Origin of the sequence: Lactiplantibacillus plajomi, from assembly GCF_005405405.1 — a bacterium.
Lineage (GTDB): Bacteria > Bacillota > Bacilli > Lactobacillales > Lactobacillaceae > Lactiplantibacillus > Lactiplantibacillus plajomi.
Window position 1 is genome coordinate 29,043 of the sequence record NZ_BJDZ01000026.1, and the last position, 15,471, is coordinate 44,513.

A 15,471-nucleotide genomic window follows, 5' to 3' on the forward strand; every position below is an offset into this window, starting at 1 on the left:
GCTACCATGACCACTAATAATCAAATTCTTTTAAATAATCTTGAGCGCTTAGGGTTAAACAAAATCCGTGAATACTTGCCGAATTACCTTGATCAAATTCACACTGATAATCTGTCATTAACTGAGGCGCTAATTGATTTAACTAATTCGGAACTCCAGAATCGACACGAAGGTCAGATTGCACGGGCCATTGGCCGTGCTCGGTTCCCCAATACAAAATCCCTAGATACATTTGATTTTAGCTTTCAACCCAGTATTAATCGCCAAGAGGTTCTGGAATTCCAGAATCTGGCTTTTATGGAAAAGTCTGAAAACTTAATCTTTATTGGCAATCCGGGAGTCGGTAAAACCCACTTGGCAATTAGTATTGGGATTGAGGCCTGTAAACAGGGCTGTCGGGTTCTCTTTATTAATTGTCATGAGCTGTTGATTAGATTGAGAGCAGCTTACGAAAAAGGACTGCTTGATCGATCTCTAAGCCGCTATTCGCGCTATGACCTATTAATTATTGATGAAATTGGGTATTTGCCAATTGGTCACCAAGAAGCTAACCTCTTATTTCAGCTAGTCAATGCCCGCTATGAAAAGCATTCAACGATCATTACCAGCAATAGTGATCTATCCGCTTGGGTTGATATTTTCCAGAACCCAACTGTGACAGCAGCCATTCTCGATCGCTTGGTTCATCATGTTCACGTAGTGAAGATCACTGGTAAATCTTACCGATTACGTGGCCTCAAGTAACTGCCGAAAACCTACATTTCTTTCTGCCGAAAACCTACATTTTTAAACTGCCCTTGACATATTTTAAGCGGTCGCTGGTTAATTTGGAGTAACATAGTATCTAATCTATACGTTCAACACCAAACAATCAAACACCACGCCACAACACAGCACATCGTATAGACACTTTAAAACGTCTTCTAAGCGATTTTAAGGTGCATTGCTTAATTTTTATATACCCAAGCATAATAAAACGTCTTAAAACCGATTTTAACGTAATAAAAACCAGCAAGCTACTTAGTGTAATCTGCTGGCCTATTTTTTATTTAATTACAAAGGCTCATCACTGATTGATAACCTAACAACCTTATTAATTCATCAGTTAAATCATTTTTCCTATATCTATGGGCTAAAGAAGTAGCCAAAGAGCACGGTCTAAAATTTAACTCACGATAAAGTTGTTCTAAAACAGTTAATATTTTTGAATCAATGTTCGAAATACCACTTTTCGATTGTCCACCCATAGAAGTAATCATTTTTTGTACTAAATCTTTTGTTATCATTTGCTGTATTGAATTGTCTAATTCCATAGTAATTCTCCTAAATATTTTTTCACTAAAAAAACCGCTTAATATTCACACTAAGCGGTTCCTTACTTAGGAGAATATCAATCTACATTGAAGCACGTTGCAAGGCTTCCCTTGTACGTTGCTGTCGGGTCATTGTGTGTAGCCACTAACCGAACTCTCGATACTCAAACGATTTCTTTAATTAAAAGTAGTGTAACATAGCTATTCGGTAGATTGCAAATTTAATCCGAATTTTTGGACAAATTTGCAATCTACCATACTATATTTAATCTATTTCGTTTAGTATCCTTTACTATATATAACAAGGAGGTCTCTAATGCTAGTTTTTCTGTCAACATCATTCATACCATCCAATGATAAGATGTGGTCACGAGTTGGCATAAATAAAAATCAACAATTCCCGCCATTGGCAATAGATTTAGGATGACGTTCCCTTAATTTTGAATGGTGTCCATGGTCTTAGTTAAATTTTTCTTTTTTCTGCCCAATTGATTCAATTCAGTAACTATGACAACACCACCTTAACAAATCATAATTTGGATAATAGTATGGTCCATTTGAAAGCTAAGCCTTATAATTAGCATAGGGTTAATAGCTCTAATCAAAATACCCACAAAAGGCCTGCTCAACTAACAATTGAGTAGGCCTTTTGTAGTACAAATTAATCCTTATCACAACTAACCTCAATAGCACAACAGGTATAAATAGTGCTTAAAATCCCTAAATAAATTTCTCTCACAACTGTTTAATAAAGCGGCAATCCCCGTCGTACGTGATTAATTAAACATTCAATTCTTAAAACACCTATTTTTAAATCGACTTAAACCTTCGCTGTTGCGTGCGTTTACTAATCCCCGTCTTTCGTTCAATCATCTTATAAGTCATGCCTTGTTTTCGCAACTCATAAGCAAATCTGATCTGTTCATCAGAATACATTTTCGGTCGCCCTTCCCGAAACAACGGATCATGTTGCTTGGCATACAATTTACCTTCTTGTGTGCGCGTGACAATCATATCGCGTTCAAACTGCGCAAAGGCGCTAAATATTGTAAAGACTAATTGGCCAGTCGGCGTATTGTCAATTAAGCCCATATTCAAAATGTTGACTTTGACATTTTCTTTAAACAACTCTTGGATAATGGCTAATGCCTCGCGCGTGTTCCGTGCAAACCGATCCAGCTTAGTGACAAGCAAAGTATCACCTGTTTTTAGAACGCGCAACAGTTTTTGAAACTCCGGTCGTTCGGTAGTTGTGCCGGTAAACTTTTCTTGAAAGATTTTTTCTGCTCCTGCCAATCTTAGTAACTCAATTTGATTTGCTAATTTTTGATCAGTGGTACTGACCCGCGCATAGCCATATTTCATCTTTTTATCTCCTTACTTATGTCATTAAGTAATGACACGGTTCTAACCTTTTAATTATACAGTATCAAAAAAGAGGCCACAACTGTTAAGTTGTGACCTGGTTCGTTCTATTTAAACACTTTAATTATCACATATTCAAAACGTCAAAAAATTTGTATCTAAATATATCTAAGCTTTTTTAATGGTGAGAAACTTTGCCACTTGCAATGCTCGATTAATTACTTAGGTATACAAAATGATTATTGTCACGAGACTAAAATAATCTTAATGTTTAAATTTTCTTCATTTCAATAAAAGACCGGTCTGCCAAAACCCAAAGATTTTAACAGACTGATCTTTATTTACATTAGTACATCTTGACTTATCTTGAAAAAACTTTAATTTATCCTAGCAAGTTGTTGTGACAAAGTTTCCACTTGTTTAGTCAACTTCTCCAGATTGTGACTCTGGTTGAAAGCTTTTAAGTTCGCTTGCACTTGCCAAACACCTTCCTGGACCCTTTCTTGGCCATTAACAGTCAAAGATAGCCAAACAATTCGTCGATCATTTGGATTCACTTGTGATTGAATTAAATTATCTTGAATCAATCGCCAAGTATTCCTGGAAATTAGTGTGCGCGTGACCGTGAATGCATCAGCTAATTCACTAGCAGTAGCTTGCCCATGTTGTTCAAGATAGACTAATATTCCCCACTCACGCATTGAAAATTCAGTTTTGGCCAGTCCTTGCACTAACATCTGGTATGCCTGATTCTGAATAGCTTGCAGGGTTGTTAAGCTCTCAAACTGGTTCTTAATTTGCTGCTGATTTAGCATATAATATCATCCTATTCTTTGTACTGCCGCTGAGTCATTCCGAAGAGTTATAACAAACTACTCATGGCTAATAGTAATAAGCCCCTCAGTGTCATATGTCGTTGGTCAGTTTCATCAGTTCGAGGCAACCATTGATCTACAAAATTAGTAGCCTCTGTTTGACCAGCCTGAACCGGTTTAGCAGCATCGTTGATTGGCTCGGGTTAATAGAAACTCTAAAATCTGTCGATAAACTATTTATAATTCTTATTATAATAAATTGATTCAAACTCATTATGAACGTTAGAAATATTATTAATATGCATTGAAGGTTAATTTTACAATCTACCTAAAACTAAATATAATTTTTCTAACTTAGTTGTTGCACTTAAACTACTGCATACTCATTTTTCAGTCTTACTTAATCTGCCTCGATGATAAATTTTCTTTTGGATTAAGTATTGATCCTGATCTTGAGTAATAAATAACGGAGAACTTTCTTCTATGACATTGCTAAACTCCAAACCATACCATGAAATAGGTGAGGCCGTAATTTTCTGCAAATAGATGCGCCCGCCAATCAATCTTCTATCTAACGAGCTTAACTTATCATTGACAATTAAATCTGCTGGTTGTTCCTTTATAATAACAAACTTAAAGTCGCCGACTTTCCGTTGTCGCTCTGTTGAATACGTGGGTATTTGTGGTTCTAAAATACCTTGTTCCACTAGATGATTTACAATTTGATGTAAATAGACACTAACGGATTGAGATTTCTTAAACCCTAAGTAAAGTTGAACGTTAACAACATTATGCGTCTCAAGTAAATCAACTGTATAATTACTTTCATAAGGTGCATTGGTTTCATTGACTGTAACAAACCAATAAACTTTAGCTCTTTTAGGTTGTCTGTCGAGAATAGAATACATGGTGCTACGCTTAATTTGGTAATCACCCTTAATTTTAGTCATATACACTAAGTTAGTCGTGAACAAAGGTACTGTATTGTCTGCGCTTAATTTAGAGAGTTGATCACGATAGTCAAGAAGTGAAACATACTCGCTTTCTTTCTCATAATGTTCTCTTCGTTTATTTCCAAAGTACCAAAGCCACATAATATAAAGAATGCCCAACATGATTGTTAACGTAACATAACCGCCATGAATAAACTTAACCAAACTTGAAATTAGAAAGATTAACTCAATAAAACCAAAAAACAAGGCAATTATAAGTGCTGTTCCCTTAGCCAGGTGTTTCTTTAAGAATTCATGCAAAAGCACAGTAGTCATAAGCATGGTAATAGTGATCGCTAAACCATACGCGGCCTCCATTTTTTGTGAACTACCAAAGAACCAGACTACACTAATTGTTATTATACATAGTATCCAGTTAACAGTTGCAATATAAATTTGATTTTTTATATTACTTGGATGTCTAATAACCATTCTAGGTAAAAATTTTAAGCCAATTGCTTCATCGACTAAAGTGTAAGAACCCGTAATCAACGCTTGAGAGGCAATAATTGCAGCGAGTGTGGCTAGCAAAATGCCCACTAGGCGCCAAGTTCCGGGGAGCATTTCATAAAAAGGATTTAAGTTCGATAAGTTCCTGTAAGCAGTATCACCTGCATGTCTAATTATCCAAGCACCTTGACCTAAGTAATTTAAAAATAGGGTACTATATACTAGTGGCCATGTTACATAAATATTCTGCTTGCCAACGTGACCCATATCGGAATATAAAGCCTCTGCTCCTGTGGTTGCCAAAAAGATACTTCCAAGTATAAAGATTCCCACTTTGTTAACTGGACTGAATAGTATCCTAATTGCATAATAAGGAGAAATAGCCTTCAATATCATTGGATAATTGATTAGATTAACGATTCCAAAGACAGCCAAAAAGCCAAACCATAAAATCATCACTGGTCCAAAGGATTTCCCAATCATACCTGTTCCAAAATGTTGAATCATAAATAATACGAGTAGAACAACTGTTGTGATAATCAAGACGTTATGTTGAGAATTACTAAACACCACAGGGCCAAGGTGTTGTTTTTTTAATCCCTCAATGGCTGAAGTCACAGTTACTGCAGGAGTTAATGTTCCATCGGCCAAAATGGCCGCCCCGCCAATCAAGGCTGGCCAAATTAACCATTTTGAATTTTTTCGAACCAATGCATATAAAGCAAAAATTCCGCCCTCACGCTTATTATCGGCTTGCATTGCAATGACAACATACTTCAACGTTGTAATGATCATTAATGTCCAAAAAATCAACGAGATCGATCCAATCACGTAATTGGGAGAAATATTTCCCATTTTACCGGCGTCACCAATCAATGCATTCATAACATACAATGGTGAAGTGCCAATATCACCGTACACAATTCCTAAAGTAACAAGTGCCCCCGCAAAAGAAACACGTTCTAGTTGCTTATTCATATTTGCTTGCCTCCAACGCTAATTATTGAAATATAGCACTGCAAAATAGTAAGCCTAAACACGAAGAAAAGCAACTATGCCATATACATCATAATGAAATCACTTTAAAGAAGCTCATAATTTACAATCTACCTTAACATTAAATTTCTTTCGATACCTTATAAAGGTTGTCCGTTTAATTCCTGTATTACGGGCAACATCGACATCACTCATGCCCGTCTGGTAAAGTTTAAAAGCATGTAGTAAACGGGGATCATCTTCGGCATATTGAGGTTTCCGACCATGATATTTACCCTGCTGTTTAGCGAGGGCAATCCCTTGTTGCTGCCGTTCAATGATCCGCTTACGTTCGCTTTCAGCTTGATATTTATACAGTTCAATAATGAGATTCGTCATGAGCTGGCGTAAATTAGGATCCGCAATCCCTGTCATGGACGGCAAGTTTAACACATCTAGGGTGGCCCCCTTATTTTGAATGGTGTTCATGATCTTAGTTAAGTCCTGGTTGTTTCGGCCTAAGCGATCTAATTCAGTGACCAGGACAATATCACCCTCGCGAACATAGGCGAGCATTTTTTGCAGTTCTGGTCGATTAGTGTTAGCCCCACTTAATTTATCCGTAAATAATTTATCAACGTCTTTTAAAGCCGCTAACTGTCGATCTAAATGTTGCTCCTTGGAACTCACACGCGCATAACCGATTTTAGCCATTTCCAGTTCTCCTTTTGGACAGTTCTAATGAACACTTGTAATTCCTAGTATAGCACAGAAATAAAAAAGACCAATAGGGTATACCCTAGTGGTCTTTTTGCGCTATTATGGGTCTACACTTTCTGGTGTTGAGAAATAATCAACACTGAACGTATAGGCCCTTTTTGGATAACGCAAAAAGACACCTACTCAGTGTCCATGCTATGCTTGTTAGCGTCGAAACCAAAAGCAAGCGAGGTTATGAGTAAATGTCCCAATACGATCCTACACTGTCCGTCCTTGGAATACCAGACCATAATATCAAAGTAGCCTTTGTTCGTCATGAATATCGCGGCAACGGGGTACGTCGCCGCCAGTATCATGTGATTGATGCCGAGCTGACTTACCGGTTAACCCGGTGCCCACTGTGTGGCTTTGTGGCTTTGAGGCCTTGCACCCTAACGGGTTTTACACGGCCCACGTGCGCGTCCTCAACGGGGTTGAAATGCCGACAGTCATTGACTTGCACAAGCAACGATGGCGCTGTCATAACTGTTACCACACAGTCAGTGCCAAGACGCCACTCGTGCAACCCAACCACACGATCGCCGCTCACATGACAGAACGAATCATGAAGTTAGCGCATGAACGGTTGCCGTTCAAAACCGTCGCCCGTATTATCGGAATCTCAGCCTCCTCGGTTCAACGGATCATTGACCAAAATCTCAAACTCCGACCGGCTCGTCGGCTACCCACGCGACTCTGCTTTGATGAGTTCCGTTCCACTCATGGCATGATGTCGTTTATCTGTCTTGATGCCGATTCACATCGTCTGATTGCCTTGCTTGGTGACCGATTCAATCGCACGATTAAAAACTTCTTCATCGCTCATTATTCACTCGCTGAACGCACTCGGGTCCAGACGGTCACCATGGACATGAATGCAGCTTATCAGACGATTATTCATGAGGTTTTCCCCAAGGCCCAAGTCGTCATTGATCGGTTCCATATCATTCAACTCGCGGCTCGTGCCCTTGATCAGGTACGCGTCCAAGCGCTCAAACAGCTTGATGACAAGCACAGCCGTCCTTATAAGATCATGAAGACAAACTGGCGGCTTTTTCATCAAACTGCGCCTGACGCTAAACACAAACAGTTCCTGTTTGGTTTGAATGAAGACGTCACGCAACAGGAGGCCATCGATATCGCACTTGATACTGAGCCCAAGCTCAAGCAAACCTACGAGACCTACTTAGCGCTTCATGATGCTTTGATGGTAAAGAAACATCCCGCGGAACTGGCAAACCTGTTAGCTACTTACGAGCCAAACGGTACGGCAATGGACATGACGATCGCGACGCTTAAGCGACACAAAGTCGCTGTTCTCGCCGCTGTCACCAGCCCTTATTCCAACGGTCCGATCGAAGGGGTTAACCGCCTCATCAAGTCACTCAAACGATCCTGTTTTGGCTTCAAGAATCAGCTGAACTTCTTCAAACGAATCTACCAAATCACGGCATAACATGACAAAGACGGCTCCCCAAATGGAGAACCGCCTCAAATGATAAATTTATTCTTCAACACCAGTTCTAATATGATGTCAAGTATCAACTTATTAAAAAAAAGAGTACACTAAACAGTGATAGCTTTTTGACAGAAAAAAGCTGTCATAAATATCAACTATACTGGTATTTAAATAGTCTGCTTAATGGGAAGTTCTTGCGTAATTATAAATTTGGTTTGTGCGGACCAAATTCATAATCGTCCTATCAAGCCTGTTCACACAAGCAATCATGGCAACCATATCCGGTTTAGGATGTGGTCCTTTTTTTAACTTATAGTAGTAATCCACAATGTGATTATCAATGCGTGCTTTATTTCTAAGCATGGATCTAATCATTTCAAACATAATATAACGGGCACTACTTTGGCCTCTCCGATTAATCCGGTCAGCTTCTTTGAGCCCTCCGGATTGGGTTCGTCGTAGATCTATTCCTACGTAAGCATTCAGCTGCTTATAACTTGGGAATCTCGCTATTTTTCCTGTAAATCCTAGTAACAGGGCAGTTGATATCTCTCCCGCCCCAGAAATACTCGCAATGAGTTTAAACTCCGGAAAAGTTTTCGCGTAAGTGATCAATTGGCGTTTTAATAAGTCATGGGCCTGATTATATCGCTGAATCTCTTCACAATAACTATGGATTTGATTAGTTAGAAATGAATTCGCAGGTTGTGCTGGGTACGACAATTGGCCTGCCTGCCAGACCTCATTACATCTACGTACGATTAAATCCGAATGGATTTTAGGACTTACCAAGCCAATGATTTGTTTTGCCATCGTTCCTGGAATATATCCTGTTAAAAAATCAGGGTGGGGAAAGAGACTAACAAAAGTTAAGCCGAGCACTGATCGAATTGGGTTAAATATATCGTTTAACTCGGGAAATGTTTGATCAAGTGCGGCATGTAAATGATTGATAATCCGGGACCTCTCTTTAGTTATTTCTAGATAGCGGTGTGCCATTAAATGAAGTTGCTCATATGGCCTTGAATATGGTCTACGACCATGAATCAGTGACTTCTGATCAATTCCCAGGAGCGCTAATTTAACTGCATCTGAACGGTCTGTTTTTTGCCTTCTCAACCCCGCCATGCGAATTGAGGACTCCAAAGGATTTATTTTAAGGTAATTCATTCCTTCCTCGCTAAAAAAACGAGTCAGAACTCTAGAATAAATACCAGTCGTTTCAAATACTGCCATGACTGGCAGATCACTCGTAATTATTGACTTGAGCTTTGCCAATCCAGACTTATTATGGATAATCTGAAACTCCTTAATAACCGTATGATCGTGTAAAAGAGCACAATTACTCTTTCCACGACTCACATCAATACCTAAAACGTGCACTTTATCGCCTTCCATATATTTTTGAGGTAACAACTTCGCAGATTCGTTCATTTTCTAAATTCGATCTCAAGGACCCACATCCTAAATCTAACTGTTCACTACGTGTTGTTGGGCCAGTTTGACACTCGGAATGTATATTCCACTGATGTTGACGACCTCAACCTCAATTTAAGTATAGTAAAAGAGGTATCAAGATTGTCGTCACAATCTTGATACCTCTTACTTTAGGATGTTTGACAAAGAGCCGTTAAACATGACTAGTTTTTATCTTTATAATTTATTTTTATTAACGATTAAATTAGAATCTTGCCATACCTAATGCATGTTGAGCAGCTAGGTTAAGCAAACTCCATTGACGGTCAAATCCTGGTTGGAAGAAGAAGTCTTGTTCAGCCAAGTCTTCCAAGCGCATCTTATGACTAATTGCCAAAGCTAAAACATTGCCTTGAGCAGTAATATCATACTTAGAAAGGACAGCACCGCCTAAGATTTGGTGAGTATATGGATTAAAGGTTAAGCTGACATATACCTTAGGATTATCTGCTTCTGGGACATAAGCTGGACGCATATGATCTTCATAGAAGCTAGTTTGATAATCAAGCTTATTCTTAGCAGCTGAAAACTTATTTAATCCCGCAGTAGCGAAGTGATAGTCAAAGACGCTAAGAGCTGAAGCACCGATAACACCCTTGAAAGAGCGATCTGGCTTATCTTCAAAGATATGATCAACCACATATTGTGCTTCTCTTCTAGCAGTAGTAGCTAAAGCAATTGGCATTGGCTTACCTGCTGGAATAGAAAGTGGCAAAATTGCATCTCCAATAGCGTAAACGTCTTTAACATTCGTTCTCAAGTATGGATCAGTCTTAATCCAGCCTCTTTGATCTAAATCAACTGTGTCCTTTAGCCAATCAGTATTAGGAGTTACCCCTGCTGAAACAACAACCAAGTCAGCTGGTATATCGCCTTGATCGGTCTTGACGCTTTCAACTTTTTCATTACCGTTGAAGCCTTCAATTTTAACGCCCATCTTCAAGTCCATATTCTTCTTAAAGGTAGGTTCCAAAACATCAAGCAATTCAGGGTTCAAGTAAGTTCCTAATGGACGATCAATCATGTCCATTAAAGTTACATGCTTGCCAGCTTTAGCAAATACTTCACTAGCTTCAGTACCAATATAACCAGCACCAACAATAGCAACATTCTTAATTGCTGGATTGTTAACAGCACTCATTAACTTAGAAGCCCAATCACGTCCACGCATTAAATAGATATTCTTAAGATCATTGCCAGGTACTGGTAAAACCTTTGGCGTTACACCTGATGAAAGAATTAACTTATCATATTGAACTTCTTCTTCAGAATTATTGGTTAAATCCTTAACTGTTACTGTCTTATGTTCAGGATGAATCGCGGTTACTTCATGGTTGGCATAAACATGACCGCCCTTCTTTTCAACATCTTCAGGAGCAAAGTTTCTGACGTCATCTTCAGCCGTAACTTTATTTTCTAAGTATAATTGCATACCACAGGACATAAATGAAATAAAGTCGCCAGCTTCATAAACAGTTACATCTACATCATTATATTTATCCAACAGCTCAATTGCTGATTCATGACCACCATGTGAAGCACCAACAATTACAATTTTACGTTTATCCATAAAATCCTCCTAACACAATAGTTTCTTCATTACATTTTCAAGGGTAACACTTATTACTTAATGTCTATCATATTTTGCTCAATAAATTGATTAAAAATAAAAGTTTGGAGTTGACGCTCCAAACTTTTTTGCTATATCTTCTGCTCAACATCATGAATCTTCACAACTAATACAGTGCGAATCCAATCAAATTGGGCTTTCATTTGGTCAAAATATGCGCCTTCATTAATGAATTGACCACTGCCATGAATATGATAACCGCGACCCATTCCAGCGGTTCCTGAATAATTGTAAGAACCAATCGTAATGATCAGTTCATGTTTTGGATCTTTTTCAAAATCTTGTTCAATCGAGTGCATCCCCGCAGCTGGAATCAAAATTATATCATCAGAAACCACGTTAATATATTGTGACCAAGTATTAACTACGCTAGCTGGATTACCATTAATCGAGACAATCGTTGCCGGCCCTTTGTCTTGTAAAACATCTAAAAAATCTTCGTTCATTATTTTTGTCATGATTTTTACCTCCTATGTTCTGCTATTCAACTATATTCCTAAACACCGCCAAGTTATGACAGAATTTCTTATTCAGCTGCTTCGTCATGGATTCCGTAAGCACGCACTTCGCATGAACGTTCAGGGAACTGTGCCTTCATTGCGTAAACCAGTGTTTACTGAATGGCAAGTTCTGATTCCAAATACAAAAGAACAAAAACCAATTTCTTACTTGCTGCGGTGTCTGGATAAAACTATCGCTCTTCATCAGCGTAAGTTAGATTTGTTGAAAGAACAGAAAAAAGGCTTTTTACAAAAGATGTTTTGCTGATTCTTAATTTGATCAAATTTAGGATCCTATGAAACCCCATGACTTAATTTTTATTGTGCTTGGTCAATACTTAATTCACCTGTATAATGGATTACGTAGGAAGTTTTAAGGGCGGTGGCTGTCTTTTCCCTTGCGAGGTGAGGCCCATGGGAACATGGAATAATCTTCAGGAAGGTTTCACAGTCAATGAGCGTCTTCCAGACACTCTCGTTGATGTTACTGTTTGGCACGTTTTTAATCGCGCTACTCAGCTATATCGACAAGCACCACAAATAAAAAAGCCGCCCCGATTATAACTTTGGCGAGTTACGGGACGACATTAATATAGTTTTGTAATTATGCCACCGCCTTTGAAGCGGCTTGCGTGGGAAGTCCTGTTTTCGGCGGGGCTTCCTTTTTCTGTCTCCATTATAGCATGCCCTTTAAAAACTGGCTAACGTTTTAGGCTTTGATCAGGTTCAGAATCTGGTTGTTTAATTTCTGGATTTTGTTTAGCAAATGCTTGCAGTTGCTTTTGTGTTCGCTCACTGATTTCATGGTGTATATCATTTAGTTTATTTTTTAGTTCTGATTTTTGTTGTGGGTTTCTTGCTTGCTGAACTTGTTGTTGCAAGCCTTGATAGGACTTATTAAGATTATGGGCTGATAGCTTTTTTAGATCATGCTCAGGCTCTTTTGGGGCTTCTTGTAAGCCTAATTGTTTGGTTAAGCCATCGCTAAGTTCAATCACTTTGTTGCTCACTTGCTGGATTTCACTTAAAGCGCTATGGATCACGGCTTTATCTTTAGCCCAGGTGGCCACGTAACCGAGTGAGTAGTTGCTGGTATCAACGCCAATATTTTGCATGGCAACATACGCAACCGCTTCGGCTTGGGTTTCCTGATAGGCTCGTGGCCGATCTTTAAAGGCTGATTTTAAGCCGTGTAGCTGGCTATGCGCATATTCGTGGTATAACGTCTTTAGTTTCAAAGCATTGTCGGGCTCATCGCCACCAATGACGATTTCATTAGTGCTGGGTTGAAAATACCCCTTAGCCCCATTTAGCGTCGCTAAAGGCACTTCACTGACTTTAAGGTCGGTTTGCTGGTTTAGATAGTCCTTGAATGCGTTATACAAGCTTGTCACATTCTGATGATCGGCCAAATTTTCTTTGACAAAGTCTTTAGCACTTAACACTGGTTCACCGCTAGTTTGTGCCACATCAAAGACGGGTAGATAGCGATAACCGACAATGGCGCGCTCATCGGTGGTATAAAGATGCTTCTGCTCGGCTGGTGTTAGCTTCTTAATGATCGGAGCCGCAATCCGAATCGCTTTTGCGCCCCGGTTGACGGTGCGGTTAAAAGCCTTCTGCCATTGCTTAAAACCGGCGACTTGAGTGGCTTGCGGATTTTGCGCATAAATTAAATCAATGTTTCTGGCGCTATAACGATGAAATTTAGCCAGGGTATTGAGATACTTTTTAAATTGGTCACTATCAGTTAATTTTAGGATTTACTGTTCAGCCTGGGCGACTAATTGTGCTTTCCAAGCCTTAACATCTGCTTTATTTGGCATAAGTTACCCCTCCTCATCTTCAAAAATATCATTCAGTATGGGCGCCACTTTTGTTTGAATTGAGGTCGTGCCATAAAGGGCAACGTAACCGTCAGACAATTTTTGCCAAGCCACTTGATAATAGGCTCCGTTACCAGTGATTTCTTTTAGATACTTGTAGGTTCCTTTAGCCTGCAAAACGGGTAATTCACTCCCAATGACTTCTAATTTATTATCCATTTTATGATCTCCTTTGCTTTGTTAATCTCACCCGTTGTTCAGGTTTACTTTTAGGATTGTAAAAGTGAACCTAAATGACGGGTTAACCAACCGGAACGTAGTGTAGGGCGGTAGGCAGGTTCTAATCAAAATCAAAACTTAATTTATGACCGTCAAGTTTTAGCTTGGCGTCAAACGACTTACCTTTTTTGCTCTTGAACCCCTTTAGTTTGCTGGTTTTACCCTTGGTGACTAAGGCTTTGACTGCAGTTTTACCGAGGGCTTTGCTGCTCCATTTCTTGGGTAGAGTAAAGTCTTCGCCTTGCTTAGGCTTTACAATGTAAAACTTCTGTTTATTTAAAACGGTCGCTTGCGGTGTTTCTAAGAAGACCTCGTCGGACTTTTGTGCTTGCTGTTGGTGATTGATTTGTTGCTTAATGGCTGCATTGCCGGTTAATTGTGTGGGGACATCAGCAATTAACTTCGCCACAAACTTCTTAATCTGGCTCAAAAAGTTATCTGGGGTGCGTTCTTCGGTACTGATTTGCTGTAATGCTTGCTCCCATTTAGCTGTCATTTCTGGACTAGTTAGCAAGGGTTCGAGTTCGACCGCTTCACATAATGTTATCCCGGCTTCACTGACGTGCAGCTTATTTTTTTCAGTGACGAGATAGCCGCGTTTTTTTAATATTTCCAGTACATTTGCCCGGGTCGCACTTGTCCCAATGCCTTGCACGTCTTTGAGAATCGCCTGGGCTGCTTCATCATCAAGCGTTTTACCGGCCGTCTTCATGGCCGTAATCAGGGTACCTTCGGTAAATGGTACCGGCGGGGTCGTTTCTTTTTGCGGCGTTTGCAGATTTGCTTGGACTTGATTGCTTTGGTGAACGAGCGGTAAAGTTGCTGCTTCTTGCTGTTCGGCTTTGTGATCATCAAATAAAGCTTGCCAGCCTTGCTTAGTTGGGACCTTACCGGTTGCTTTAAAATTAGCATCGCCGACTTGGGTAATAATGGTGATTTCCTCGTACTCGTATGGATCAGCAAACATCGCTAACGTCGTTCTTAAAACCAAATCATAGACCTGTTGCTGTAATTTAGGCAAGCTGGCTAGTTTCTCTTTCGTCGGCACGACTTTAGTCATGATAATGGCGTAGTGTTCTTCAACCTTTTTTCCATTAACATAGCGCTTATTTGGGGTGGTATTGGTTAAAGCGACTGGCTTAGAGACCAAACCCAGATACTTCGTCAGATTAGCCACTAAATAATCAAATTCTTCATCAGTGATATAAGCACAATCGGTGAGGGGATAACTGAGCATTTTGTCTTCGTATAAGCTTTGAATAGCCGCTAAGGTTTGGCTGGCGCTGGCGTGATAACGTTTATTCATGGCACTTTGGAGACTAGATAGCGAGAATAGTTGTGGACTAGCTCGTTTTTGCCTTGCTTTTGGACGTCCTTGATTAAACCGGCCTGTGATCCTTTCTGAACGTGTTTAGCTTGCATGAATGTTATTAGCCCTGTTTCGTCTTTAAATTGCTGATAGGGGTCTAATTTTGCGACGAATTCTTGTTAATTAGCAAGAATTTCAGCATTTAGTTCAAAATAGGGTTTCGGCTTAAAGGTTTTGTTTACCTGGTCTCTTTGATAGACCATACACAAGGCTGGCAGCTATACGTAACTAATCGAGCACGCTCTACGTACCAAATTTTTCTC

The 15,471-nt window shown here is 39.5% G+C and carries 12 protein-coding genes and 3 pseudogenes; 4 read left to right on the forward strand and 11 right to left on the reverse strand.

Going from position 1 to position 15,471, the window contains the following annotated elements:
* The first annotated feature begins 6 nt into the window (after positions 1-6).
* Positions 7-744, forward strand: a complete 738-nt coding sequence (gene istB / locus FFM82_RS10470; protein ID WP_003555349.1) for an IS21-like element helper ATPase IstB — start codon at positions 7-9, stop codon at positions 742-744.
* A 305-nt stretch (positions 745-1,049) separates the two neighbouring features.
* On the opposite strand, the gene FFM82_RS10475 is transcribed toward istB, so the two are convergent.
* The 5 genes from FFM82_RS10475 to FFM82_RS10500 all read right to left on the reverse strand — a co-directional run bounded on the left by FFM82_RS10475 (position 1,050) and on the right by FFM82_RS10500 (position 6,624).
* The gene (locus FFM82_RS10475) at positions 1,050-1,313 is read right to left on the reverse strand and encodes a hypothetical protein (RefSeq protein ID WP_137645779.1); all 264 of its coding nucleotides are present in this window, start codon (positions 1,311-1,313) and stop codon (positions 1,050-1,052) included.
* A gap of 810 nt (positions 1,314-2,123) precedes the next feature.
* A complete protein-coding gene (locus tag FFM82_RS10480; RefSeq protein ID WP_137645780.1) occupies positions 2,124-2,678 on the reverse strand; it encodes a recombinase family protein in 555 nt (184 codons plus the stop codon).
* 377 nt (positions 2,679-3,055) lie between these two features.
* Positions 3,056-3,493, reverse strand: a complete 438-nt coding sequence (locus FFM82_RS10485; RefSeq protein ID WP_137645781.1) for a MarR family winged helix-turn-helix transcriptional regulator — start codon at positions 3,491-3,493, stop codon at positions 3,056-3,058.
* 383 nt (positions 3,494-3,876) lie between these two features.
* Positions 3,877-5,913, reverse strand: coding sequence for a KUP/HAK/KT family potassium transporter (locus FFM82_RS10495; RefSeq protein WP_137645782.1), 2,037 nt, complete (start codon positions 5,911-5,913; stop codon positions 3,877-3,879).
* A gap of 114 nt (positions 5,914-6,027) precedes the next feature.
* Positions 6,028-6,624 (reverse strand): recombinase family protein, encoded by a 597-nt coding sequence (locus tag FFM82_RS10500; RefSeq protein ID WP_137645783.1) that lies wholly within the window; start codon positions 6,622-6,624, stop codon positions 6,028-6,030.
* A 248-nt stretch (positions 6,625-6,872) separates the two neighbouring features.
* On the opposite strand from FFM82_RS10500, the pseudogene FFM82_RS10510 reads away from it, so the two are divergent.
* A pseudogene (locus tag FFM82_RS10510) lies at positions 6,873-8,125 on the forward strand (ISL3 family transposase).
* Between the two features lie 183 nt (positions 8,126-8,308).
* On the opposite strand, the gene FFM82_RS10515 reads toward FFM82_RS10510, so the two are convergent.
* The 3 genes from FFM82_RS10515 to FFM82_RS10525 form a co-directional block, all read right to left on the reverse strand.
* Entirely contained in the window at positions 8,309-9,562 is a 1,254-nt protein-coding gene (locus FFM82_RS10515) for an IS110 family RNA-guided transposase (protein ID WP_225425684.1), read from the reverse strand.
* A gap of 247 nt (positions 9,563-9,809) precedes the next feature.
* A complete protein-coding gene (locus FFM82_RS10520; RefSeq protein WP_137645784.1) occupies positions 9,810-11,174 on the reverse strand; it encodes an NAD(P)/FAD-dependent oxidoreductase in 1,365 nt (454 codons plus the stop codon).
* A gap of 131 nt (positions 11,175-11,305) precedes the next feature.
* Positions 11,306-11,692, reverse strand: a complete 387-nt coding sequence (locus FFM82_RS10525) for a hypothetical protein (protein ID WP_035454452.1) — start codon at positions 11,690-11,692, stop codon at positions 11,306-11,308.
* On the opposite strand from FFM82_RS10525, the gene FFM82_RS10530 reads away from it, so the two are divergent.
* Positions 11,691-12,002: a restriction endonuclease subunit S gene (locus FFM82_RS10530; protein ID WP_080500092.1), complete on the forward strand. Its 312-nt coding sequence runs from the start codon at positions 11,691-11,693 to the stop codon at positions 12,000-12,002. The genes FFM82_RS10525 and FFM82_RS10530 overlap by 2 nt on opposite strands.
* A gap of 213 nt (positions 12,003-12,215) precedes the next feature.
* Positions 12,216-12,278: a putative holin-like toxin gene (locus tag FFM82_RS13925; protein WP_222843308.1), complete on the forward strand. Its 63-nt coding sequence runs from the start codon at positions 12,216-12,218 to the stop codon at positions 12,276-12,278.
* A gap of 157 nt (positions 12,279-12,435) precedes the next feature.
* Here FFM82_RS13925 and FFM82_RS10540 read toward each other — a convergent pair.
* From FFM82_RS10540 to FFM82_RS10550, 3 genes and pseudogenes are all read right to left on the reverse strand, one after another.
* A pseudogene (locus FFM82_RS10540) lies at positions 12,436-13,560 on the reverse strand (ArdC-like ssDNA-binding domain-containing protein).
* 3 nt (positions 13,561-13,563) lie between these two features.
* Positions 13,564-13,779: a hypothetical protein gene (locus FFM82_RS10545; protein WP_039106706.1), complete on the reverse strand. Its 216-nt coding sequence runs from the start codon at positions 13,777-13,779 to the stop codon at positions 13,564-13,566.
* Between the two features lie 121 nt (positions 13,780-13,900).
* Positions 13,901-15,411: pseudogene (locus tag FFM82_RS10550) on the reverse strand (type IA DNA topoisomerase).
* Positions 15,412-15,471: the final 60 nt, after the last annotated feature.